The organism is Streptomyces thermocarboxydovorans, assembly GCF_039524635.1.
Classification (GTDB): Bacteria; Actinomycetota; Actinomycetes; order Streptomycetales; family Streptomycetaceae; genus Streptomyces; species Streptomyces thermocarboxydovorans.
In genome coordinates this window covers 35,386-58,537 of sequence record NZ_BAAAGU010000006.1, presented here as the reverse complement: position 1 = coordinate 58,537, position 23,152 = coordinate 35,386, and the positions used below count along the sequence as shown (strand labels likewise).

General features: G+C 71.2%; 16 protein-coding genes, 3 pseudogenes and 1 riboswitch. Of the genes and pseudogenes, 10 read left to right on the top strand and 9 right to left on the bottom strand.

What is annotated here, in order from left to right; translation table 11 throughout:
- Positions 1 to 74 precede the first annotated feature (74 nt).
- Both ABD198_RS04090 and ABD198_RS04085 read left to right on the top strand, forming a co-directional pair.
- Positions 75 to 1,607: an RNA polymerase sigma factor gene (locus ABD198_RS04090; protein ID WP_343997936.1), complete on the top strand. Its 1,533-nt coding sequence runs from the start codon at positions 75 to 77 to the stop codon at positions 1,605 to 1,607.
- Between the two features lie 184 nt (positions 1,608 to 1,791).
- A complete protein-coding gene (locus ABD198_RS04085; RefSeq protein WP_343997935.1) occupies positions 1,792 to 2,619 on the top strand; it encodes a S1 family peptidase in 828 nt (275 codons plus the stop codon).
- Between the two features lie 217 nt (positions 2,620 to 2,836).
- Here ABD198_RS04085 and ABD198_RS04080 read toward each other — a convergent pair whose 3' ends face one another.
- Positions 2,837 to 3,064: a DUF7455 domain-containing protein gene (locus tag ABD198_RS04080; protein WP_343997934.1), complete on the bottom strand. Its 228-nt coding sequence runs from the start codon at positions 3,062 to 3,064 to the stop codon at positions 2,837 to 2,839.
- A 440-nt stretch (positions 3,065 to 3,504) separates the two neighbouring features.
- Between ABD198_RS04080 and ABD198_RS04075 the strand changes: the two genes are divergently transcribed.
- The 3 genes from ABD198_RS04075 to ABD198_RS04065 all read left to right on the top strand — a co-directional run bounded on the left by ABD198_RS04075 (position 3,505) and on the right by ABD198_RS04065 (position 7,821).
- Positions 3,505 to 5,628: a DNA gyrase/topoisomerase IV subunit B gene (locus tag ABD198_RS04075; protein ID WP_343997933.1), complete on the top strand. Its 2,124-nt coding sequence runs from the start codon at positions 3,505 to 3,507 to the stop codon at positions 5,626 to 5,628.
- 121 nt (positions 5,629 to 5,749) lie between these two features.
- Positions 5,750 to 6,232 carry a DUF485 domain-containing protein gene (locus ABD198_RS04070; RefSeq protein ID WP_343997932.1) on the top strand — a complete coding sequence of 161 codons (483 nt, stop codon included), beginning with the start codon at positions 5,750 to 5,752 and terminating at the stop codon, positions 6,230 to 6,232.
- Positions 6,229 to 7,821 carry a solute symporter family protein gene (locus ABD198_RS04065; RefSeq protein ID WP_343997931.1) on the top strand — a complete coding sequence of 531 codons (1,593 nt, stop codon included), beginning with the start codon at positions 6,229 to 6,231 and terminating at the stop codon, positions 7,819 to 7,821. Before ABD198_RS04070 ends, ABD198_RS04065 begins: the two co-directional genes overlap by 4 nt.
- 221 nt (positions 7,822 to 8,042) lie before the next feature.
- Here the strand turns inward: ABD198_RS04065 and ABD198_RS04060 are convergent.
- From ABD198_RS04060 to ABD198_RS04035, 6 genes and pseudogenes are all read right to left on the bottom strand, one after another.
- Positions 8,043 to 8,737, bottom strand: a pseudogene (locus ABD198_RS04060) (response regulator).
- Positions 8,734 to 10,407, bottom strand: coding sequence for an ATP-binding protein (locus tag ABD198_RS04055; RefSeq protein WP_343997930.1), 1,674 nt, complete (start codon positions 10,405 to 10,407; stop codon positions 8,734 to 8,736). Before ABD198_RS04055 ends, ABD198_RS04060 begins: the two are co-directional and overlap by 4 nt.
- A gap of 98 nt (positions 10,408 to 10,505) precedes the next feature.
- Positions 10,506 to 11,444 (bottom strand): ferredoxin family protein, encoded by a 939-nt coding sequence (locus ABD198_RS04050; RefSeq protein WP_343997929.1) that lies wholly within the window; start codon positions 11,442 to 11,444, stop codon positions 10,506 to 10,508.
- An 88-nt stretch (positions 11,445 to 11,532) separates the two neighbouring features.
- A pseudogene (locus tag ABD198_RS04045) lies at positions 11,533 to 11,721 on the bottom strand (pyridine nucleotide-disulfide oxidoreductase); the annotation flags it as partial.
- A 159-nt stretch (positions 11,722 to 11,880) separates the two neighbouring features.
- Positions 11,881 to 12,489: a toxin gene (locus tag ABD198_RS04040; protein WP_343997928.1), complete on the bottom strand. Its 609-nt coding sequence runs from the start codon at positions 12,487 to 12,489 to the stop codon at positions 11,881 to 11,883.
- Positions 12,486 to 13,073 carry a helix-turn-helix transcriptional regulator gene (locus ABD198_RS04035; RefSeq protein ID WP_343997926.1) on the bottom strand — a complete coding sequence of 196 codons (588 nt, stop codon included), beginning with the start codon at positions 13,071 to 13,073 and terminating at the stop codon, positions 12,486 to 12,488. Before ABD198_RS04035 ends, ABD198_RS04040 begins: the two co-directional genes overlap by 4 nt.
- 324 nt (positions 13,074 to 13,397) lie before the next feature.
- On the opposite strand from ABD198_RS04035, the gene ABD198_RS04030 reads away from it, so the two are divergent.
- The gene (locus tag ABD198_RS04030; protein ID WP_343997925.1) at positions 13,398 to 13,637 is read left to right on the top strand and encodes a hypothetical protein; all 240 of its coding nucleotides are present in this window, start codon (positions 13,398 to 13,400) and stop codon (positions 13,635 to 13,637) included.
- 179 nt (positions 13,638 to 13,816) lie between these two features.
- Positions 13,817 to 14,779, top strand: a pseudogene (locus ABD198_RS04025) (LacI family DNA-binding transcriptional regulator).
- A 174-nt stretch (positions 14,780 to 14,953) separates the two neighbouring features.
- On the opposite strand, the gene ABD198_RS04020 reads toward ABD198_RS04025, so the two are convergent.
- Positions 14,954 to 15,514 carry a DUF6082 family protein gene (locus tag ABD198_RS04020; protein ID WP_343997924.1) on the bottom strand — a complete coding sequence of 187 codons (561 nt, stop codon included), beginning with the start codon at positions 15,512 to 15,514 and terminating at the stop codon, positions 14,954 to 14,956.
- Positions 15,515 to 15,833: 319 nt separating this feature from the next.
- On the opposite strand from ABD198_RS04020, the gene ABD198_RS04015 reads away from it, so the two are divergent.
- Positions 15,834 to 16,949, top strand: a complete 1,116-nt coding sequence (locus ABD198_RS04015) for a CobW family GTP-binding protein (protein WP_343997923.1) — start codon at positions 15,834 to 15,836, stop codon at positions 16,947 to 16,949.
- Between the two features lie 94 nt (positions 16,950 to 17,043).
- Here ABD198_RS04015 and ABD198_RS04010 read toward each other — a convergent pair whose 3' ends face one another.
- Positions 17,044 to 19,503 carry a DNA gyrase/topoisomerase IV subunit A gene (locus tag ABD198_RS04010; protein ID WP_343997922.1) on the bottom strand — a complete coding sequence of 820 codons (2,460 nt, stop codon included), beginning with the start codon at positions 19,501 to 19,503 and terminating at the stop codon, positions 17,044 to 17,046.
- 454 nt (positions 19,504 to 19,957) lie between these two features.
- Between ABD198_RS04010 and ABD198_RS04005 the strand changes: the two genes are divergently transcribed.
- Positions 19,958 to 21,337, top strand: a complete 1,380-nt coding sequence (locus ABD198_RS04005; protein WP_343997921.1) for a M16 family metallopeptidase — start codon at positions 19,958 to 19,960, stop codon at positions 21,335 to 21,337.
- Positions 21,334 to 22,722, top strand: coding sequence for a M16 family metallopeptidase (locus tag ABD198_RS04000; RefSeq protein WP_343997920.1), 1,389 nt, complete (start codon positions 21,334 to 21,336; stop codon positions 22,720 to 22,722). Before ABD198_RS04005 ends, ABD198_RS04000 begins: the two co-directional genes overlap by 4 nt.
- A 257-nt stretch (positions 22,723 to 22,979) precedes the next feature.
- Positions 22,980 to 23,145: riboswitch (cyclic di-AMP (ydaO/yuaA leader) on the top strand.
- The last annotated feature ends 7 nt before the right edge of the window (positions 23,146 to 23,152 follow it).

Below are 23,152 nucleotides of genomic sequence, written 5' to 3'. Positions count from 1 at the left end.
CCAAGCCGGCGGTCGGCTCCTGCCCACGGTGGGCAGAGCCGGAAGCCGTTTTCCAACGTTCCGAGAGGTTGTTCGTGTCGGCCAGCACATCCCGTACGCTCCCGCCGGAGATCGCCGAGTCCGTCTCTGTCATGGCGCTCATTGAGCGGGGAAAGGCTGAGGGGCAGATCGCCGGCGATGACGTGCGTCGGGCCTTCGAAGCTGACCAGATTCCGGCCACTCAGTGGAAGAACGTACTGCGCAGCCTCAACCAGATCCTCGAGGAAGAGGGTGTGACGCTGATGGTCAGTGCCGCAGAGCCCAAGCGGACCCGAAAGAGCGTCGCAGCGAAGAGTCCGGCCAAGCGCACCGCCACCAAGAAGACGGTAGCGGCGAAGGCGTCGTCCACCCGCAAGGCCACCGCCACCGCTACGCCTGCGGCGGAGTCCGCCGAGCCGGCCGCCGAGGAGAAGGCACCCGCCAAGAAGACGGCTGCCAAGAAGACCACCGCCAAGAAGGCGGCCACCAAGAAGACCGCGGCCAAGAAGACGGCTGCCAAGAAGACCGCGGCCAAGAAGGACGACGTCGAGCTGGTCGACGACGAGGTCCTCGAGGACACCAAGGTCGCCGAGGAGCCCGAGAGCGCCGAGACCGCCGGCTTCGTGCTCTCCGACGAGGACGAGGACGACGCGCCCGCCCAGCAGGTCGCCGCCGCCGGTGCCACCGCCGACCCGGTCAAGGACTACCTCAAGCAGATCGGCAAGGTCCCCCTGCTCAACGCCGAGCAGGAGGTCGAGCTGGCCAAGCGCATCGAGGCGGGTCTGTTCGCCGAGGACAAGCTGGCCAACTCCGACAAGCTGGCGCCGAAGCTCAAGCAGGAGCTCGAGATCATCGCCGAGGACGGCCGCCGCGCCAAGAACCACCTGCTGGAGGCCAACCTCCGACTGGTGGTCTCCCTGGCCAAGCGCTACACCGGCCGCGGCATGCTCTTCCTGGACCTGATCCAGGAGGGCAACCTCGGTCTGATCCGCGCGGTCGAGAAGTTCGACTACACCAAGGGCTACAAGTTCTCCACGTACGCCACCTGGTGGATCCGTCAGGCGATCACCCGCGCGATGGCCGACCAGGCCCGCACCATCCGTATCCCGGTGCACATGGTCGAGGTCATCAACAAGCTCGCCCGTGTGCAGCGCCAGATGCTCCAGGACCTGGGCCGCGAGCCCACCCCGGAGGAGCTGGCCAAGGAGCTCGACATGACCCCGGAGAAGGTCATCGAGGTCCAGAAGTACGGCCGCGAGCCGATCTCCCTGCACACCCCGCTGGGCGAGGACGGCGACAGCGAGTTCGGTGACCTCATCGAGGACTCCGAGGCCGTCGTCCCGGCCGACGCGGTGAGCTTCACGCTGCTGCAGGAGCAGCTGCACTCGGTGCTCGACACCCTGTCCGAGCGCGAGGCGGGCGTCGTCTCCATGCGCTTCGGTCTCACCGACGGTCAGCCGAAGACCCTCGACGAGATCGGCAAGGTGTACGGCGTGACGCGTGAGCGCATCCGCCAGATCGAGTCGAAGACGATGTCGAAGCTGCGCCACCCCTCGCGCTCGCAGGTGCTGCGCGACTACCTCGACTAGTCACCGACCGCGGCTGCCTCGACCGGCCGGCGACCGGTCACCGGTCGCTCGCAACGACTCAAGGCCCGGCAGACCCCGTTCGGGCGGGGCTGCCGGGCCTTCGTCGTGCCCTCGCGCGGGTGCGGGGCCGGGCACGGTGGATCACGCTGGGTGTCCAATGACCACCCCAGTGTGAGGAGTGTGCATGCGACGTCGTCTTGCCCGGGCCCTGGTCCGGCCCTTGGTACTCGCAGCCGCCGCGGCCACGACGCCGCTGGCCTCGGCCTCTCCGGCTGCCGCCGACAGCATCGTCGTCGGGGGGTTCCCGGTCGACGTCTCTCAGAGCCCGTGGACGGTCGCGCTGGCCAGTCGTGACCTGTTCGGAGGTACGCGCGCAGGCCAGTTCTGCGGGGGAGTGGCGGTCGGCCCGAGTGCCGTGCTCACCGCGGCCCACTGCATGGACGAGAACGTCCTCGGCGCGAAGCCCACGCAGATCCGGGACCTCAGGGTCATAGCCGGGCGCACCGAGCTGCTGTCGGACAAGGGCCGGGAGATACCCGTGAGCTCGGTGTGGGTGAATCCCGGCTACGACGGGGTCGGCAGCTCGGGTGACTTCGCGGTGCTCACCCTGGCCGAGAAGCTGCCCTCCGAATCCGTCATAGGGATGGCCCGCGCGGGCGACCCGGCGTACCGGGCGCACACGCCCGCGACGGTCTACGGATGGGGGGACACCACGGGCGGCGGCAGCTATGCGGGCAGCCTGCACGCGGCACGGGTGCACGTTCTGCCGGACGCCCTGTGCGAGACGGCGTACCCGGGCGGGGTCAGCGGCAGGTATCACGCCGAGATGATGCTCTGCGCCGGTGAGGAGAAGGGCGGCCGGGACGCCTGTCAGGGGGACAGCGGGGGGCCGCTGGTGGCGCAGGGACGGCTGATAGGGCTGGTGTCCTGGGGGAGCGGCTGCGGCTGGGCCGGGAGCCCGGGCGTCTACACCCGCATCTCCCACGTCCTGCGCACGCTCGGCTGGGGGTGAGGCCCCACAGCAGCGGGGCAGGTGCCGGCACGGCGAGGAACGACGGCAGACCTCACAAAGGGCCCTCAGAGGGCTCCGCAGCCCTGAAGGCGTACGGCGACCGCCTCGAGGGCGTCAGGGGGACGAGCGTGTGACACGGGCGGCCGCCTCCGTAGGGTCGGAGGCGGCCGCCCGTGCGCCGGCCTGTGCCGGGCTGCTCGTCGTCGTACGCGTGATGTCAGCGGTCTTCGTCGGAGGCGTTGCTCGGGGCGGTGAGCCGCTCCGTCTCGTCCTGTATCTCAGCGGCGATCTTCTTGAGTTCCGGCTCGAACTTGCGACCGTGGTGGGCGCAGAAGAGCAGTTCTCCGCCGCTCAGCAGGACGACGCGCAGGTAGGCCTGGGCGCCGCAGCGGTCGCAGCGGTCGGCGGCCGTCAGCGGGCTCGCGGAAGTCAGAACAGTAGTCACGTCGCCTCTTCTCTAGCTCGACGAGCTGTCGTACCAGGGTCAACATCCAACCAGCCCCAAAACGTTCCCGCTCGTGGCTTTCTCTCGAAAAAAATCTTCCGAGACGGCTGGCTGTTGCCGGTTGGCGGCGAATGTGCCGTATTGCGTGTCTCTGTGTCGTACGGATTCGCGTCGTATTCGGTGGTCGGCCCTCCCGGCTGGGTTGCCGGTTGTTCAGGAGGACGTGCCCGGAGCCTAAATGGTTCATGCCTGGAAGGGAACGTGATGTGTGCTTCACTCCATCGAGGGATCGAACAAGTATACGACTCGGGACTATGCTGTGGTCAGTCGAGGGTGGCGTTACAACGGCTCTACCAGGCCTCGGTACCCTCCTACCGGTGACTGAAGCGGTGCCCTTACCCACGAGGGCCCCAACTGAAATTCAGCGAGGAGCGAACCGCGTGACCGCCGAGACGTCCGTGCCGTCCACAGCGCTGCTGGCAGGAGCAGACCGCGACGGTTCCAACTACACCGCGCGGCACCTGCTCGTCCTCGAGGGGCTCGAGGCCGTGCGGAAGCGCCCTGGCATGTACATCGGATCCACCGACAGCCGCGGTCTGATGCACTGCCTCTGGGAGATCATCGACAACTCCGTGGACGAGGCCCTCGGCGGATACTGCGACCGCATCGAGGTGATCCTGCACGACGACGGCTCGGTGGAGGTCCGGGACAACGGCCGCGGCATCCCCGTGGACGCCGAGCCCAAGACCGGCCTGTCCGGCGTCGAGGTCGTGATGACCAAGCTGCACGCCGGCGGCAAGTTCGGCGGCGGTTCCTACGCGGCCTCCGGCGGTCTGCACGGCGTCGGCGCCTCCGTGGTCAACGCCCTCTCCGCCCGCCTGGACGTCGAGGTGGACCGCGGCGGGCACACCCATGCCATCAGCTTCCGCCGGGGCGTGCCCGGAGAGTTCTCCGGCCCCGGGCCGGACGCGAAGTTCGAGGCCAAGAGCGGGCTGCGCAAGATCAAGAAGATCCCCAAGAGCCGCACCGGCACCCGTGTGCGCTACTGGGCCGACCGGCAGATCTTCCTCAAGGACGCCAAGCTCTCCCTGGAGAACCTGCACGCCCGCGCCCGCCAGACCGCCTTCCTGGTGCCCGGCCTGACCATCGTCGTCCGCGACGAGTACGGGCTCGGCGAGGGCGGCAGCAAGGGCGAGGAGTCCTTCCGCTACGACGGCGGCATCAAGGACTTCTGTGAGTTCCTGGCCTCTGACAAGCCCATCTGCGACACCCTCCGCTTCACCGGCCAGGGCACCTTCAAGGAGACCGTCCCGGTGCTCGACGAGCGCGGCCAGATGATTCCCACCGAGGTCACCCGCGAACTCGGCGTGGACGTGGCGCTGCGCTGGGGCACCGGCTACGACACCACCGTCAAGTCCTTCGTCAACATCATCGCCACCCCCAAGGGCGGCACCCATGTCGCCGGCTTCGAGCAGGCCGTCACCAAGACGCTGAACGAGGTGCTGCGGGCCAAGAAGCTGCTGCGCGTCGCCGAGGACGACATCGTCAAGGACGACGCCCTGGAGGGCCTCACCGCGGTCGTCACCGTGCGCCTCGCCGAGCCGCAGTTCGAAGGTCAGACCAAGGAGGTCCTCGGCACCTCCGCGGCCCGCCGCATCGTGAACAATGTGGTCTCCAAGGAACTCAAGGCGTTCCTGACCTCCAGCAAGCGGGACGCCGCCCAGCAGGCCCGGGCCGTCCTGGAGAAGGCCGTCGCCGCGGCCCGCACCCGCATCGCGGCCCGCCAGCACAAGGACGCCCAGCGCCGCAAGACGGCCCTGGAGTCCTCCTCGCTGCCGGCCAAGCTCGCCGACTGCCGCAGCGACGACGTCGACCGCAGCGAGCTGTTCATCGTCGAGGGCGACTCCGCGCTCGGCACGGCCAAGCTCGCCCGGAACTCCGAGTTCCAGGCGCTGCTGCCGATCCGGGGCAAGATCCTCAATGTCCAGAAGTCGTCCGTCACGGACATGCTGAAGAACGCCGAGTGCGGCGCGATCATCCAGGTCATAGGAGCCGGCTCCGGGCGGACCTTCGACATCGACGCGGCCCGCTACGGCAAGATCATCATGATGACCGACGCCGATGTGGACGGCTCCCACATCCGCACCCTGCTGCTGACGCTGTTCCACCGCTACATGCGCCCGATGGTCGAGGCCGGCCGGGTGTTCGCCGCAGTGCCGCCGCTGCACCGGATCGAGATCGTCCAGCCCAAGAAGGGCCAGGACAAGTACGTGTACACGTACTCGGACCGGGAACTGCGCGACAAGCTCATGGAGTTCCAGAGCAAGGGCATCCGCTACAAGGACTCCATCCAGCGCTACAAGGGCCTCGGCGAGATGGACGCCGACCAGCTGGCCGAGACCACCATGGACCCGCGCCACCGCACGCTGCGCCGGATCAACCTCACCGATCTGGAGGCCGCCGAGAAGGTCTTCGAGCTCCTCATGGGCAACGAGGTCGCCCCGCGCAAGGAGTTCATCTCCAGCTCGGCCGCCACGCTGGACCGCTCGCGCATCGACGCCTGACCGCCGCCCGGGGCCGTTGCCGGGCGCAACGGCCCCGTGACCAGCACGACGTGTCACCTGATGGGGTGAAGGCGCCGGGGAAGAAGAGTCAGGGATCTTCCCGTTCTGTCCATCCTTGGGCATGCAGTCAAGCAATGGACGGCCCGGCGTTCGTTCACGGGACGCCGAGTACGAGGACCCGTGGTACGACGCCCTCGCCGCGGGCTGGGGCGAGTCCGCCGAGCAGCCCGCGCCGGTGCCCGCCGCACGGGCGGGGGACGCGGCCGCCGCCGACCCCGCCGACGTGTATCTCCAGGTCCAGCGCAGCGCGGCCTTCCAGGAGGTCCGCAGCCGCTACCGCAGATTCGTCGTCCCCGGAGTCGTCGCCTTCCTCCTGTGGTACGTGGCGTATGTCGTCACCGCCACCACCGCGCCGGAGCTGATGGCCCGGCAGGTCACCGGAGCGGTCAACGTGGCCATGCTGGCCGGACTCGGACAGTTCCTCACCACCTTCCTGCTGACCTGGGCCTACGCCCGCCACGCCAGGCTCCGCCGGGACCGGGCCGCGCTGGACCTGCGCTGGGACACCCAGGAGCTGTCGCGCTCCAGAGGCGGTGCCGCATGACGGGTGACCACCAGACCCTGGCCCTGCTGCTGTTCAGCGCGTTCGTCGCGATCACCCTCGCCATCACCACCTGGGTGAGCCGGCACCGGCAGGGCTCGGCGGAGGAGTTCTACGCGGGCGGGCGGCTCTTCACCCCGATGGAGAATGGTTTTGCCATCGCGGGCGACTACATGTCCGCCGCCTCCTTCCTCGGCATCTCCGGACTCATCGCCCTGGTCGGCTACGACGGGATGCTCTACTCCGTGGGCTTCCTGGTGGCCTGGCTGGTCGTGCTCTTCCTCGTCGCCGAGCTGGTGCGCAACTGCGGCCGGTTCACCCTCGCCGACGTCGTCGCGTCCCGCATGCGGGAGCGGCCGGTGCGGATCGCCGCCGGCACCTCCTCGATCACCGTGTCCGTGCTCTACCTGGTGGCGCAGATGGTGGGCGCCGGCAGCCTGGTCGCGCTGCTGCTCGGCGGCACCAGCGAGGCGGCCCGCGCCTGGACCGTCATCGGCGTCGGAGCGCTCATGGTGATCTATGTGTCGCTGGGCGGCATGCGGGCCACCACCTGGATCCAGATCGTCAAGGCGGTCCTGCTGCTCGGCGGCACCGTCGCGCTCACCGTGGGCGTACTGCTGCGCTTCCACGGCGACATCAACCGCCTGCTCACCACCGCCGCCGAACGCAGCGGCCACGGCGAGGCCTTCCTGGCCCCCGGCCTGTCCTACGGCGGCGACTGGACCGCCCGCTTCGACTTCATCAGCCTCGGCCTCGCCCTGGTGCTGGGCACGGCCGGACTGCCGCACATCCTGTCCCGCTTCTACACCGTGCCCACCGCGCGGGCCGCCCGCCGGTCGGTGATCTGGGCGATCGGACTCATCGGCGGGTTCTACCTGATGACCATCGTGCTCGGCTTCGGCGCCGCCGCCATCGTCGGCAGCGGCACCGTCCGCACTTCGCACGCCTCCGGCAACACCGCGGTGCCGCTGCTCGCCCTCGACCTCGGCGGCGGTGCCGGCTCCACCGGCGGAACGGTCCTCTTCGCGATCGTCGCGGCGGTCGCCTTCGCCACCATCCTCGCCGTGGTCGCCGGCATCACCCTCGCCTCCTCGGCGTCCGTCGCCCACGACCTGTACGCCACGCTGCGCCGCCCCGGCGGAAAGCAGCGCGGCGAGGTCGCCGTGGCCAAGGCCGCCGCCGTGGCCATCGGCGCGGTCGCCATCGCCCTCGGCCTGCTGGCCCGCGACCTCAACGTCGCCTTCCTGGTCGGCCTCGCCTTCGCGGTCGCCGCCTCCGCCAACCTGCCCGTGCTGCTGTACTCCCTGTTCTGGCGCGGCTTCACCACCCGGGGCGCCGTCTGGGCCGTCTACGGCGGCCTCGTCCCCTCGGTGCTGCTGGTCCTGCTCTCCCCGGTGGTCTCCGGCAGTCCCGAATCCCTCTTCCCCGGCGTCGACTTCCAGCTGTTCCCGCTGCAGAACCCGGGTCTGGTCTCCATCCCGCTCGGCTTCCTCGCCGGTTGGCTCGGCACCGTCACCTCCGACGAGGAACCGGACGCGGCACGCCACGCGGAGACCGAGGTGCGCTCCCTGACCGGGGCCGGCGCGGTGTGAGCACCGGGTGCGTGACCGGGCGCCGGGCGCGGAGTGAGGAACGGCAGGTGACCGGGGCACCGGCCCGGTGTGAGGAACGGCAGATGACCGGGGCACCGGCGGCCCGGTGTGAGGAACGGCAGGTGACCGGGGCGCCCGGCCCGGTGTGAGGACCGGCACGTCATGGAGACGCACGGCGCCCCAGTCCGTATGTAGGGAGGGCACGGTTCCTTCCCCCGTCCCTATGGGCCGTGCCCTGAGGCGCGGGTCGCCCACACATAACGGTGTTCCGGGCGGCCCGCGTCGCCGTACTTCAGCGTCAGCACGGCCCGGCCGGTGCGCTCCAGCAGCTTCAGACAGCGCTGCGCGGTCTGCCGGCTCACCCGGTGCGTTCGGCGATCTCCTGGGCGGACAGCGGGCCCTCGGCGTTCATCAGCGACCGCCGCACCAGGTCGGCGGTCGTCGGCGAGTGCCCCTTGGGCAGCTGGGGCTCCGCGGAGGCCGACAGGGCACCGAAGATGCGGTCCACCTCCGCCTGCTCCGCCTCACCGCCGCCGTCCAGCGTCCGCCGCAGCTCCGCGTACGCCTCCAGCTTGGCGCGCAGCCCCGCGAAGGCGAACGGCTTGACCAGGTACTGCAGCGCACCGTGCCGCATCGCCGCCTGCACGGTGGACACGTCCCGCGCCGCCGTCACCATGATCACGTCGGTCTGGTGGCCGCGCCGGCGCATCTCCCGCACGACCGCCAGCCCCGTGTCGTCCGGCAGATAGTGGTCCATCAGCACCAAGTCCGGGGCGGGCCGCCGCTCGAGTCCGCCGAGCGCCTCGGCGGCAGTGTGCGCGAGCCCGGCGACATGGAAGCCCGGGACCTTCTCGACACAGGCGGCGTTGACCCGCGCCACCCGGACATCGTCGTCCACCACCAGGACCTCGATCATCGCGGCTCCTCCTCGGCGGCCCCCGGGCCCGCCGTGCCGGACAGGGCGGGCCGCGGCCCGGTGTCCGTCAGCGCCTCCGGCAGGACCACGGTGAACTCGGCACCGCCGCCGGGTGCCTCGCCCACGGTCGCGCTGCCGCCCTGGCGCTCGGCGAACCTGCGCACCAGGGACAGTCCGATGCCGCGTTCGCGGTGCTCCGGCGCCCGCTTGGTGGACCAGCCCTCGGTGAACACCACCTCGCGCTGCTCGGGCGCGATTCCGGGCCCGGTGTCGCGCACCACGAGCACCACCGTTCGCCCCTCGGTGCGCAGCTCGACCTCCACACGCGTCCCCGGAGTGCCCGCCGTGGCGTCCAGGGCGTTGTCCACCAGGTTGCCCACGACCGTCACCAGCCCCCTGGGGTCGATCAGCCGGTCCGGCAGCCGGGTGCCGTCCGAGACGTTCAGGGCCACACCCCGCTCGGCGGCGACCGTCGCCTTGCCCACCAGCAGCGCGGCGAGCAGCGGGTCACGGATCCTCTCGGTGACCTGCTCGGCGGTGGCCCGGTGATCCCCGACGACCTCGCCGACGAACTCCACCGCCTCCTCGTACATCTCCAGCTCGAGCAGCCCCAGCAGGGTGTGCATGCGGTTGGCGTGCTCGTGGTCCTGGGCGCGCAGCGCGTCGATCAGACCACGGGTGGAGTCCAGCTCCCGGCCCAGCTGGTCCAGCTCCGTGCGGTCGCGCAGGGTGGCCACCGCGCCGCCGTCGTCGGTCGGCATCCGGTTCGCCACCAGCACGCGCTGCCCGCTCACCGTCAGCAGATCGGTGCCCGTCACCCGGCCCGCCAGCACATCGGCCGTGCGGCCCGCGCCGAGCGCCTCGTCCGGGGTGCGGCCCACGGCCTCGCCGCCGATGTCCAGCAGCCGCTGGGCCTCGTCGTTCAGCAGGCGGATGCGCCCGGCGCGGTCGAGGGCGACCACGCCCTCCCGGATGCCGTGCAGCATGGCCTCCCGCTCGGCCAGCAGGGCCGCGATGTCCGAGAAGGCGAGGTCCCGGGTCTGCCGCTGCACCCGCCGGGAGATCAGCCACGCGGCGAGCGCGCCGACGGCCAGCGCACTGCCCGCATAGGCGAGCAGCCCCGGGATCGCCTGGATGAGGCGGGCCCGCACACTGTCGTAGGCGATGCCGACCGAGACGGCCCCGACGATCTCGCCGCTGTCGTCGCGCAGCGGCACCTTGCCCCGTGCGGAGCGCCCCAGGGTGCCCTCGTCGATCTCCATGACCTCGTGGCCGGCCAGGGCCCTGCCCGGGTCGGTCGAGACATGCCCGCCGATCCTGCGCGGGTCGGTGTGCGACCAGCGCACCCCGCGCTTGTCCATCACCACCACGTACTCGGCCCCGGTGGTCTTGCGGATCCGCTCCGCCTCCTGCTGCACCGGCCCGTCCGGCGACGGGGGAGTGCTGCGCAGGTCCTCGGCGATCCGGTCCTGCTGGGCCGTGGTCTGCGCGATCGCCAGCGCGCGGCGCATGGCCTGGTCGTCCAGCTGATCGCCGAGCGGCGCGAGAAACAGCCCGGTCGCCAGCACCGCGACTCCCGCGGCGATCGCCAGCTGCATCAGCAGCACCTGCGAGAAAACCCGCCGGGGCAGTCCCAGACGCAGTCGGCGGGCGGGGGGAGTGGCGCTCATGCCCATGACGGTACGTGCGCGGGCGCGGCGCGCCGTAGGGGTGTGGCGTGGATCTCGTACGACGTCGCATGCCGACCGCGAGCGGCCGCCGCCCCTGCTCAGCTCGCCAGTGCCGCCATCGTCACCTCGTGCAGCGCGACCACGTCCATGCGCGCGGGCGAGCCCAGCACCGAGCCGCAGCTCTCCGGGCGCGGCGGCAGGGACGCCCCCTGGGCCACCTCGACGAGCCACCGGCGGCCGTCGGCGTGGGCGACGGTCACCTGCCAGCGCGGAGCCGCGCCGTCCGTCCGCACCACGCGCAGCGCCTCCGCCGCGTACTCGCCCGCCGCCTCGCGCACGGCCAGCTCCGCCGCCTGGCCGGGACGCTCCCAGGCGGAGCTCCCGCGGCAGCCGTCCACCACGACCCTGCCCTCCCGCGCCGCGTGCAGGACCTCCTTGACGGCGTGCGCCTCGGCCCTGCCGTACGCGTAGCCGTACGGCAGCACCAGCACCGTCGGCGAGAAGCGGTGCCCGCCGAGATGCGTCACCTCCCAGACCCCCTCGACGCCGGAGGAGACGAGCTCGGCCGCCAGCGGACGCCCGAGCAGTGCGCAGCAGCGGTCGCGCTTGCCGTTGGTGCAGACGAGGGCCAGCGGGTCGCCCTCGTGCGGCCGGCCGCCCAGCGCCGAGCCGAAGGTGGCGTGCTCGCCCCTGCCGAGCGCGGCGAAGTCGAGGCCGAGGAGCTGCCCGGGGTCCGTGGTGGTGGCGGAGTGCAGCCATACGTTCCCCGGAACGATGTGGGCCGCATACACCTGGCGGGTGGCAGGTGTGTGGAAGTCCGCGTGCCGCCCCGGGTGGCGGATCAGCGCGATGCGCACCCTGGTGCCCTGCGCGGCCGCCTCCAGGGCCCGGCCCAGAGCCGGGTCGAGATGGCTCGACGTCAGCGCCTTGGCACCCCAGGGGCCGGGCTGCTCCAGCAGCAGCCAGGTCCTCGCGGTCGCCGCGGTTCCCGCGACGGGCTCGTCGAGCTCGTGGGAGACGGTTGAGCACGTACTCACAGAGGTGAGCCTAACCTGACTGGTTCCGGCGCGCTGTGGCACCCCACCGTGTCCCGGCCCGGGGCGGCCCCGAGGAGCGGTACCCGGGTCAGGAGACGGCCGACTTCCGTTCGTGCTCGGCGAGCGGTGGGCCCTGCAGGAGCGGCTTCCTCGGGCCGAACAGCATGGGGACGAGCATGTCCTGGGAGAGGAAGCGGGTCGGCGGCTTCTCCAGGCTCATGACGTCGAGGAGAGCCGTCATGGCGCGGGGGTTGCGGGCGCCGGTGGATGTTGACCGGGGTGATGACGACGAGGACGGCCGTGGCGCAGGCGAGCAGTGCGGTCGTCGCCCGGACGTGAGGGTCGCGCCAGGCCCGCAGCAGCGTGGGGAACTTGCAGAGCAGCGCCAGCGCCAGGAGCAGCGTCGGGACCGTGTAGGGGATGTGGATGCGGGGGCTCATCGGATGATGCGCCCGCCCCGGCCGAGCAGCGACAGATTGAGCCTGCCCTCGACGGTGGTGGGATTGACGGGATCCTGTGCGTAGCGCCCCGTCATCCAGGTGCGCACCTCACGGCCGAACAGCAGCCCGAAGGTCTCGGCGGTGACTTCGTGGTCGTCAACGGACCCGGCGCGGGCGGCCACGGCCAGCAGGGCCTCGCGGGGTACTTCCGCGGTGGTGAGAATCCGCCCCACCGCCCGCTGGACCGCGTCGGAGGGCTGGTCGGTGAGGGCGCGCGCCGCAGCGGGCATCCCGGCGACGTGATGCCCGCAGTCGCCCTGCTCCTCGTGCCACAACTCGTGCCCGAGGATCACCAGTTGTGCCTCGGGGACCGTGTTCTTCTCGACCACGATGATCGTGCGCTCCCCGAGGTCGAGGCGCATGCCCGAGACGGGTATGTCCGCCGGGAAGGCACGGAACAGCAGCTGGATCGGGCGGCCCGTTCGTGCGCTCATCGCCTGGCAGAACGCACCCATGACGACCCGCGGTTCCGCCGGCCGTTGTACGAACCTGCTCGCCTCCTTCCCGAGCGCGGCGAGCAGGGACTTCATTAATCGGGTGCTCAACGTGCGGTGCCTCCCTCCGGTGGCAGGACGGACTTGATCACACCCTCGAGGAGCGTCTCGAACTGCTCGGGCGTCAGACAGCCGTGCGAGCGCAGGTCGGCGGCCCGCACGCCGTACTTCCGCAGCAGGGCCTGGACCGGGTCGGCCGCGGGGTTCTCGTACTTCTCCAGCAGCGGCAGCAGGGTCCGGTTCAGCGCGTCGGCCGCGGGTGCGGTGAAGAAGACCTCTCCTCCGTCGACGTCGAAGAAGTCGGCGAGACCGTGCAGGAGCGGCACGTTGGGCAGCTTCTCGCCCTTGAGCAGTCTGCGGGCCCAGACCTGGGAGATGCCGAGGCGGGCCGCGATCTCGGAGACCAGATCCGCGGGCCTCCTGCCGGTGCGGACCACATGGGCCTCGGCGAGCGTCCTGATGCGCTCGCAGACGCGTTCCTCCACCGTGTCGGCAGGTCCCTCCTCGCCGCGCAGCAGAGCGCGCACCACGTGCTCGGGAAGGGCCGTCCGTACAGCCAGGTCCGCGGGATCGAGGCCGTCCTCTCCGACGTGCGCCCTCAGCCGCCGGAGTGTCTCAGCCAGTGGGTGCTCCACCGATCCGCTCCCGGGTGTGTGACGTGTCGATCGCACAGTACGCGGCGAACCCATGGCGTTCAAACAACCGTTTCGTCTCGGCGAACGATCGTTATGCGCGGCGGGGGCGATGTTCTCTGCCCGGAGTGGGGGCGAACACCTGCGAAGGGACCCTAAGATTCGTCAAGTCTCAGCCCCCTTGTTCTCGTTGACAACAAGGGGGGATGTGGGCGTGCTCGCGCGGCGCGCCAACCAGCGTGTGTGCCTGGTGGGGTCCATGATTGCCCCCAGGGCGACCGCAGCATGGCGAGACGCTCGTGCCTTGAGAGCAGAGGAACATCTACAGTGAGTCAGATCATCCGCCGCCTCGGTGTCGCTCCCCGCTTCCGGGGAAGCACCACGGGTGGGACGTGTCCAGACATCTTCGAGCTGGCGAACGGGAACTTCGCGGTCATCGGCACGGACATGACTGACTCACTGGAGGCCGATCTGCCCGCCGACGCCGCCCGCGCCGACTACGAGCGCATCGTGGTGATCACCCGGGAGACCCTCGTCAGGGCGAAGGCCGACATCCCGGACGCCTGAGGGCTGTTGCCGATGGCGCCGGGACCGCCCGGCGAGGGCGGTCCCGTCCCGGTGGCCAGCGGTCAGTCGCCGGGCAGCACACCGGTCCGCGCCACGTCGGAGTACCAGCGTGCACTGGCCTTGGGGATGCGGGTGCCGTTCGGGTAGTCCACGTAGACGGCGCCGAAGCCCGCGCCGGCGTGGGCCGTACCACGGTCTCCCGCGTGGTCAACGGCTCCGACCTGGTGAGCGCCGAGGCGCGGGCGCCCGCGTCCCGGCGGCGATCAAAGAGCTGAACTACGTCCCGGACTCGGTCGCCCGCGGCCTGGTGACCAACCGCACCAACGCCGTGGCCCTGGTGATTCCGGAGTCGGAGAGCCGCCTCGGCTCGGAACCGTTCTTCACCGCGCTGATCCGCGGTGTGAGCGGCGCCCTGGCCGAGAGCGGCACCCAGCTGCAGCTGATGCTGGTCCGCGACCGGGCCGAACGCGACCGTCTCACCGAGTCGATGGCGGAGCGCCGGGTGGACGGAGTGCTGCTGGTCTCCGTGCACTCCGAGGACCCGCTGCCCGCCAGGCTCGAGGAGTTGGGCCTGCCCACCGTGCTGGCCGGCCGCCGCGACGCGAGCGAGCAGCTCAGTTACGTCAACTGCGACAACGCCGGCGGAGCCACCGAGGCGGTGCGCCATCTGCTGCGCCGGGGCAGGACCCGGCTCGCCACCATCACCGGCCCCCTGGACATGGACGTCAGCCGGAGCCGCCTGGCCGGCTGGCGCGCCGCCCACGAGGAGGCGGGGCTGCCGGCGGACGAGTCCCTGGTACAGGCCGCCGACTTCACCGAGGACGGGGGCCGCCTCGCCACGCGTTCACTGCTTGAACGCCGGCCGGATCTGGACGCGGTGTTCGCCGCCTCCGACCTCATGGCGGTGGGCGCGCTGGCCGAACTGCGCGGGCAGAAGCGCCGGGTGCCCGAGGATGTCGCCGTGGTCGGCTTCGGGGACTCCGTCCTCGCCCGACACCAACCCGCCGCTGACGACGGTGCGTCAGCCGGTCGAGGAGCTGGGCCGGGCCATGGCCCGGATCCTCACGGACATCACGCATCGGGGCGCGGAACGGCAGCAGTTGACGCTGCCGACAGAGCTGGTGGTGCGTGAGTCGTCCTGATGCCCGGGTGCGGATGAGGTGATCCGTGCCGGGGCGGCTGGCCCGTGCGGCGGGGGCGCTGAAACGGGCCGGTGTGGGGGTGGCGGTCGCCGGCCTGCGCCCGCGGAGCGTTTCGGGTGCCGCCTGATCGGGCGGCATGCCGCGGATCCGTTCCGGCGGCGCGTGGAGAATCGTTCACTCATCGGCGGGCGGCGGTTCCCCGACCACCCACCACTCGTCGGTGTCCGCCTCCTCGAGCTGCAGCAGCAGATGGTCGACGAGCGCGCCGAGCTCGGCCTCCTCGGTCCCCGTGAGACTCGCCCTGAGATGCCGGGTGGCGTACCAGTACTCCCGGACGATCGGGTTCTGGAACATGGCCCGTACGTGCTGGAAGAATTCCTCGCGGGTGAGATTGCCGATGCGGTGGTAGCAGAGGAGGTTCGTGTAGAGGGCGTTGGCGAAAAGATACTGGCGCCGCCGCTGGGGGCTGACGGGTGTGTCGTAGATGTCCAGGACCTCGGTCAGATCCGGGTCGTCCATCGCCTTGCTCAGCAACTCCCAGTGCTGGCGCTGCTGCCAGGCCAGGTTGGACCGCTGCTGCGCTCGCGCCTGCTCCTCCAGTTCCTCCACGCGCTGGCGCATCGCCTCCATGGCGTGCCGTTGGGCGGCGATGGCCGCGAGTGCACCCGCGGCCATGAGCAGAGCGCCCGCGGCGGCGGAGCGCAGCATCTGAAACCCCACATTCTGTGTGGCCATGTCGAAAACCCCCGATCAGGCGGCCGTCCGCCGGTCGTCGGATGCAGGGTGGGCGGGCAAGACCGGCGAGCGATGGGCGGCGCTTGCCACCTTCCAGGGTGCCGAGCGGCTCTGATCGGCAGGAAGGCGGAGAGGAGGCGCACGGATGGATGCGAGGGTCGCACAATCCGGCTCCTTGCCCAACGTCTGCCCAGTAAATGCTGCTAACAATCGTTCACTGGGCCGCTGTTCTTACGGCTCGTATCCTGGGGCGTCAGTCAATCCTGAAGTTTTTGCGCCGGTTCGGCGCCGGTGTGCGCGTAGGTGGAAGAGGGGTCGCGTGGTGGAGCGGAGCAGCGGTCGGCAGATTCCGGTCGTGGTCTTGACCGGATTCCTCGGCTCCGGGAAGACCACGCTGCTCAACCATCTTCTCCACCACAGCGGCGGCAGCCGTATCGGTGCCCTGGTGAACGACTTCGGGGCGATCGAGATCGACGCCATGGCCGTGGCCGGGGCGCTCGGGGACTCGACCGTCTCCCTCGGCAACGGCTGCCTGTGCTGCGCCGTCGACAGCAGCGAACTCGACACCTACCTCGAACGGCTCGCCCGCCCCTCCGCCGGGATCGACGTGATCGTGATCGAGGCCAGCGGCCTGGCCGAACCGCAGGAGCTGGTGAGGATGGTGCTCGCCAGCGAGTACCCCGGCATCGTCTACGGCGGGCTGGTGGAGGTCGTGGACGCCGCCGAGTTCGACGAGACCCGCGCCCGGCACCCGGAGATCGACCGCCACCTCGCACTCGCCGATCTCGTCGTGGTGAACAAGCTCGACCGGGCGGCGGATCCGGACCGGGTCCTCGGGCTCGTCCGTTCGCTGACCGATCGTGCGCCCGTGGTGCCCGCCACGTACGGCCGCATCGACCCCGAGTTCCTCTTCGACTGCCGTCCCGCCACCGAGCGCATCGGCCAGCTTTCCTTCGACGACCTGCCCCGGCAGGAAGACGAGGAGCACGATCACGCCGGGCATCTGCACACGGAGTACGACAGCCTGACGTTCGTCTCGGGCGAGCCCCTCGATCCGCGGCGGACGATGGACTTCCTGGACAGCAGGCCCGAGGGGCTGTACCGGATCAAGGGATACATCGACTTCGGGCCGTACGACGCCCGCAACCGCTACGAGGTGCACGCGGTCGGGCGGTTCCTGCGCTTCTACCCCGAGCCCTGGTCGGCCGGGGCGGAGCGGCTCACCCAGCTCGTGCTCATCGGGACCGGCATCGACACGGTGAAGCTCCGCAAGGAGCTGGAGGCGTGCACGAGCGACGCCCCACCGGCCGACGAACACGGCATGTGGGGCGTGCTGCGATACGTCCAGGAGCCGGAGGACGGTCAGGCGCCGGAGGCGACCGGTCCGGAGCCCGCGGACGACTGGGAGCCGACGGGACCGGACGAGCCGGCCTGAGGGCAAGGAGGACTGATCGGCCGGACCGGCCGCCACAGAGCCATCGCTCGCCCGTGCGGCCAGTCCGCCCGTCGCCTCGGTCGGCGCGCACGCCCTACTGCACAGGTCCCGCGATCACCGCGACCGTCTTGCCCAGCGACGTGCCCGAACCGTCGCGCCGGGGGTCCAGTTCCGGCAGGGCCACCGGGGAGCCGTTCTTCTGGGCCGCGCGGGCCGGGGCGGCGCCCGCCCAGGCCAGGGAGAGGCAGTCCTCGCCCTTCAGGAACCGCTGGCAGCGCACACCGCCGGTGGCGCGGCCCTTGCGCGGGAACTGGTCGAACGGGGTCAGCTTGGCCGTGGTCTGCACCGAGTCGTCCAGCGTGCCGCGGGAGCCCGCGACGGTGAACACCACCGCGTCCTTGGACGGGTCGACGGCGGTGAAGCTGATGACCCGCGCGCCCTGGCCGAGCTTGATGCCCGCCACGCCGCTCGCCTGGCGGCCCTGCGGGCGCACCTGGGAGGCCTGGAACCGCAGCAGCTGGGCGTCGTCGGTGATGAAGACCAGGTCCTCCTCACCGGTGCGCAGCTCGGCCGCGCCGACGACCCGGTCGCCCTCCTTGAGGGTGATGACCTCCAGCTCGTCCTTGTTGGCCGGGTAATCGGGCACCACGCGCTTGACCACGCCCTGTTCCGTGCCGAGCGCCAGGCCCGGCGAGGACTCGTCGAGGGTGGTCAGGCACAGCACCTCCTCGTCGTCCGCCAGGGAGACGAACTCCGCCAGCGGCGCCCCACCGGAGAGGTTCGGCGTGGCCATGTCCTCGGGCAGCTGCGGCAGATCGACCACGTCGAGGCGGAGCAGACGGCCCGCCGAGGTGACCACACCGACCTCGCCGCGCGCGGTGGCCGGCACCGCCGAGACGATCACGTCGTGCTTGACCCGCTTGGCGCCCGCGTCCGCCGGGAACGGCCGGTCGTTCGCCGTGCGGGCCAGCAGGCCGGTCGAGGACAGCAGCACCCGGCACGGGTCGTCCGCCACCTGCAGCGGCACCGAGGCGGACGGGGTCGCGGCCGACTCCAGCAGCAGGGTGCGCCGGTCGTCGCCGAACTTCTTCGCCACCGCGGCCAGTTCCGCCGAGACCAGCTTGCGCAGCTCCGCGTCCGACTCCAGGATCCGGGTCAGCTCCTCGATCTCCGCGGTCAGCCGCTCCTTCTCCGCCTCCAGCTCGATCCGGTCGTACTTGGTCAGGCGGCGCAGGGGCGTGTCGAGGATGTACTGGGTCTGGACGTCGCTCAGCCCGAACCGCTCGATCAGGCGCTCCTTGGCCTGCGCGGAGTTCTCGCTGGAGCGGATCAGGCGGATGACCTCGTCGATGTCCACCAGGGCGGTGAGCAGGCCCTCGACCAGGTGCAGCCGGTCCCGCTTCTTGCCGCGGCGGAACTCCGAGCGGCGGCGCACCACGTCGAAGCGGTGGTCGAGATAGACCTCCAGCAGCTCCTTCAGGCCCAGGGTGAGCGGCTGGCCGTCCACCAGGGCCACGTTGTTGATGCCGAAGGACTCCTCCATGGGCGTCAGCTTGTACAGCTGCTCCAGGACCGCCTCCGGCACGAAGCCGTTCTTGATCTCGATGACCAGGCGCAGCCCGTGCTCGCGGTCGGTGAGATCCTTGACGTCCGCGATGCCCTGCAGCTTCTTGGCGTTGACCAGGTCCTTGATCTTGGCGATCACCTTCTCCGGGCCGACCGTGAACGGCAGCTCGGTGACGACCAGGCCCTTGCGGCGCGGCGTCACGTTCTCCACGCTCACCGTGGCGCGGATCTTGAAGCTGCCGCGGCCCGTCTCGTAGGCGTCGCGGATCCCGGACAGGCCGACGATCCGGCCGCCCGTGGGCAGGTCGGGGCCGGGGACGTGCTTCATCAGGGCGTCGAGGTCGGCGTTCGGATGCCGGATCAGATGCCGGGCGGCCGCGATCACCTCGCGCAGGTTGTGCGGCGGCATGTTGGTGGCCATGCCGACGGCGATGCCCGAGGCGCCGTTGACCAGCAGGTTCGGGAAGGCGGCAGGCAGCGCCACCGGCTCGCGCTCCTGGCCGTCGTAGTTGGGCGCGAAGTCGACGGTGTCCTCGTCGATGGACTCCGTCATCAGGCCCGTGGCCTCGGTCATCCGGCACTCGGTGTACCGCATGGCGGCGGGCGGGTCGTCGTTGCCCAGCGAACCGAAGTTGCCGTGGCCGTCCACCAGCGGCACCCGCATGGAGAAGGGCTGCGCCATGCGCACCAGGGCGTCGTAGATCGACGCGTCACCGTGCGGGTGCAGCTTGCCCATGACCTCGCCGACGACGCGGGCGCACTTCACATAGCCGCGGTCGGGGCGCAGCCCCATCTCGTTCATCTGGTAGACGATGCGGCGGTGCACCGGCTTGAGACCGTCGCGCGCGTCCGGCAGGGCGCGGGAGTAGATGACCGAGTACGCGTACTCGAGGAAGGAGCCCTGCATCTCGTCGACGACGTCGATGTCGAGGATCTTCTCCTCGTACGGCTCGTCGGGCGGCGGGGTCTTCGTGCTGCGGCGGGCCATCGCTGCCGGCTCCTCTTGTTCTGGTCACTCGGGCGTATGACGGATCTGTCGCGGACCATTGTGGACCGCCGTACCGACAACCGGGACGCAGGACCCGGTCTGAGGCCGTCCGGCACGAGCGGGGACGGCGGCGCGAGAAGAGTACGCGCACCGGCCGCGGGCGCGTCCGCGCGGCACCGGCTCAGCCGTCCCTACGTCCCCGGCTCAGCCGTCCCGGTGCCCCCGGCTCAGCCGTCCCTACGTCCCCGGCTCAGCCGTCCCTACGTCCCTGGCTCAGCCGTCCCGGTGCCCCCGGCGGCCACTTCCGCACCACCGCTCACCCGGGGCTGCTCGCTCTGGGCGAATCCGCGCCGCCGCGGGAACGCCACCGGCTCCTCGCGCGCTTGCATACAGTGGCAGGACCGGCAGAAACGGCGGTCCGGCACGCACCGCCTCCGCGATCGAAGGGACGTACATGCCCATGGGTCACACGGCCACAGCCCAGGCAGGCTCCGGCGGCCTGACAGCGACCGAGCACCGCCTGGCCAACGGTCTGCGCGTGGTGCTCTCCGAGGACCACCTGACCCCTGTGGCGGCGGTGTGCCTCTGGTACGACGTCGGTTCACGCCACGAGGTCAAGGGACGCACCGGCCTGGCTCACCTTTTCGAGCACCTGATGTTCCAGGGTTCCGCCCAGGTGAAGGGCAACGGACACTTCGAGCTGATCCAGGGGGCCGGCGGCTCCCTCAACGGCACGACCAGCTTCGAGCGGACCAACTACTTCGAGACCATGCCCGCCCACCAGCTGGAGCTCGCCCTCTGGCTGGAGGCCGACCGCATGGGCTCCCTGCTCGCCGCCCTGGACGAGGAGTCCATGGAGAACCAGCGGGACGTCGTCAAGAACGAGCGCCGCCAGCGCTACGACAACGTCCCCTACGGCACGGCCTTCGAGAAGCTGACCGCCCTCGCCTACCCGGAGGGCCACCCCTACCACCACACGCCCATCGGCTCGATGGCGGACCTGGACGCGGCCACCCTCGAGGACGCCCGCCAGTTCTTCCGCACCTACTACGCGCCGAACAACGCGGTGCTCTCCGTGGTCGGCGACATCGACCCCGAGCAGACGCTGGCCTGGATCGAGAAGTACTTCGGCTCCATCCCCGCGCACGACGGCAAGCCCGAGCCCCGCGACGGCTCCCTGCCCGACGTGATCGGCAAGGAGCTGCGCGAGGTCGTCGAGGAGGAGGTCCCCGCGCGTGCGCTGATGGCCGCCTACCGGCTGCCCCACGACGGGACCCGCGCCTGCGACGCGGCCGACCTGGCGCTCACCGTCCTCGGCGGCGGCGAGTCCTCCCGCCTGTACAACCGGCTGGTGCGGCGCGACCGCACCGCCGTGGCGGCCGGGTTCGGCCTGCTGCGGCTGGCCGGGGCCCCCTCGCTCGGCTGGCTGGACGTGAAGGCCTCCGGCGACGTGGAGGTGCCGGTGATCGAGGCCGCCATCGACGAGGAGCTGGCGCGGTTCGCCGAGCACGGCCCCACCCCCGAGGAGATGGAGCGCGCCCAGGCCCAGCTGGAGCGCGAGTGGCTGGACCGGCTCGGCACGGTCGCCGGCCGCGCCGACGAACTGTGCCGCTACGCCGTCCTGTTCGGCGACCCGCAGCTCGCCCTGACGGCCGTGCAGCGCGTCCTGGACGTGACGGCCGAGGAGGTCCAGGAGGTCGCCGAGGCCCGCCTGCGGCCGGACAACCGCGCGGTGCTCGTCTACGAGCCCGTCGCCACGGAAGAGAGCGCCGAGGGCGTGGAGGAAGCCGCTGCCCTCGCCGGCAGCGACGAGATCGAGGAGGCGGCGAAGTGACCGAGCTCGCCACGATGGAGTTTCACCCCCAGCCGCAGGCGGGCGAGGCCAAGCCGTGGGCCTTCCCGGCCCCCGAGCGCAGCGCGCTCGGCAACGGCCTGACCGTGCTGCGCTGCCACCGCCCCGGCCAGCAGGTCGTCGCCGTCGAAGTGCTGCTCGACGCGCCCCTGGACGCCGAGCCGGCCGGCCTCGACGGCGTCGCCACGATCATGGCGCGCGCCTTCTCCGAGGGCACCGACAAGCACTCCGCCGAGGAGTTCGCCGCCGAGCTGGAGCGCTGCGGCGCCACCCTGGACGCGCACGCCGACCACCCGGGCGTCCGCCTGAGCCTGGAGGTCCCCGCCTCCCGGCTGGCCAAGGGCCTGGGCCTGATCGCCGACGCGCTCCGGGCGCCCGCCTTCGCCGACAGCGAGGTCGAACGCCTGGTGCGCAACCGGCTCGACGAGATCCCGCACGAGCTGGCCAACCCCTCCCGCCGCGCCGCCAAGGAGCTCTCCAAGGAGCTGTTCCCGGCCGACTCCCGCATGTCGCGCCCCCGCCAGGGCACCGAGGAGACCGTCGCAGGCATCGACTCCAAGGCCGTACGCGCCTTCTACGACCGGCATGTCCGCCCGGCCACGGCGACCGTGGTGGTCGTCGGCGACCTCACCGGCGTCGACCTCGACGCGCTGCTCGGCGACACGCTGGGCACCTGGACCGGCTCCACGGCCCAGCTGCGGCCCGTCCCGCCGGTGATCGCGGACGACACCGGCCGCGTGGTGATCGTGGACCGCCCCGGCGCCGTCCAGACCCAGCTGCTGATCGGCCGGACCGGCCCCGACCGGCACGACCGCGTCTGGCCCGCGCAGGTGCTGGGCACCTACTGCCTCGGCGGCACCCTGACCTCCCGCCTGGACCGCGTGCTGCGCGAGGAGAAGGGCTACACCTACGGCGTCCGGGCGTTCACCCAGGTCCTGCGGTCCGCGCCGGACGGCACCGGCGCCGCGATGCTCGCCATCAGCGGCTCCGTGGACACCCCCAACACCGGCCCGGCGCTGCAGGACCTGTGGACCGTGCTGCGCACCCTCGCCGCGGAGGGGCTCACCGACGCCGAGCGGGACGTCGCCGTGCAGAACCTGGTCGGGGTGGCGCCGCTGAAGTACGAGACCGCCGCGGCCGTCGCGAGCACCCTCGCCGACCAGGTCGAGCAGCATCTGCCGGACGACTACCAGGCCGAGCTGTACCGGCAGTTGGCCGCCACCGGCACCGTGGAGGCCACCGCCGCGGTGGTGAACGCCTTCCCGGTGGACCGTCTGGTGACCGTGCTCGTCGGTGACGCGGCGCAGATCAAGGCGCCCGTGGAGGCCCTCGGCATCGGTGAGGTCACCGTCGTGAGCGCCGAGTAGACGCCCGTGCGGGCGGCGAGTTGACGGTGCTTTGACACCGGGCGGACGGCGCGCCGGACGCCTCTCCGCGGCGCGCGCGGGTGAGCCCTGGTGGCGGAAACGTCACCAGGGCTCACTTATGCCCGGATTGAGGCGGAGGGGGCCTGTCTGCCCTGTGGGATGCGCTACAAAAACCGGGATCCGTTTGGGAATTGAAACTCGCCCCGTTTAGCGTCGTGCGGGCTGTTCGTCAGGCAGTGCGCCGCACCCGCGGCACCGGACAGTCATCGCCGAGTCCCCGTACGGCGCGAGCCAGGGGAGCCGGGGACCCATAGGCAGTCCCTGGGGTGAATCGGACGCCCGCGCGCACCGCGAGGGGGTCCGTAGGAGACCTTCCTGCTCCGAACCCGTCAGCTAACCCGGTAGGCGAGAGGGAAGGAAAGGACCAGTC

What these genes read in the sequence shown, in the direction of transcription:
- ABD198_RS04005 (WP_343997921.1), top strand. Translation starts at nt 19,958, where the DNA reads ATGCCCATGGGTCACACGGCCACAGCCCAGGCAGGCTCCGGCGGCCTG.
- ABD198_RS04020 (WP_343997924.1), bottom strand. Translation starts at nt 15,514, where the DNA reads ATGGCCACACAGAATGTGGGGTTTCAGATGCTGCGCTCCGCCGCCGCG.
- ABD198_RS04055 (WP_343997930.1), bottom strand. Translation starts at nt 10,407, where the DNA reads ATGAGCGCCACTCCCCCCGCCCGCCGACTGCGTCTGGGACTGCCCCGG.
- ABD198_RS04065 (WP_343997931.1), top strand. Translation starts at nt 6,229, where the DNA reads ATGACGGGTGACCACCAGACCCTGGCCCTGCTGCTGTTCAGCGCGTTC.
- ABD198_RS04010 (WP_343997922.1), bottom strand. Translation starts at nt 19,503, where the DNA reads ATGGCCCGCCGCAGCACGAAGACCCCGCCGCCCGACGAGCCGTACGAG.
- ABD198_RS04070 (WP_343997932.1), top strand. Translation starts at nt 5,750, where the DNA reads ATGCAGTCAAGCAATGGACGGCCCGGCGTTCGTTCACGGGACGCCGAG.
- ABD198_RS04085 (WP_343997935.1), top strand. Translation starts at nt 1,792, where the DNA reads ATGCGACGTCGTCTTGCCCGGGCCCTGGTCCGGCCCTTGGTACTCGCA.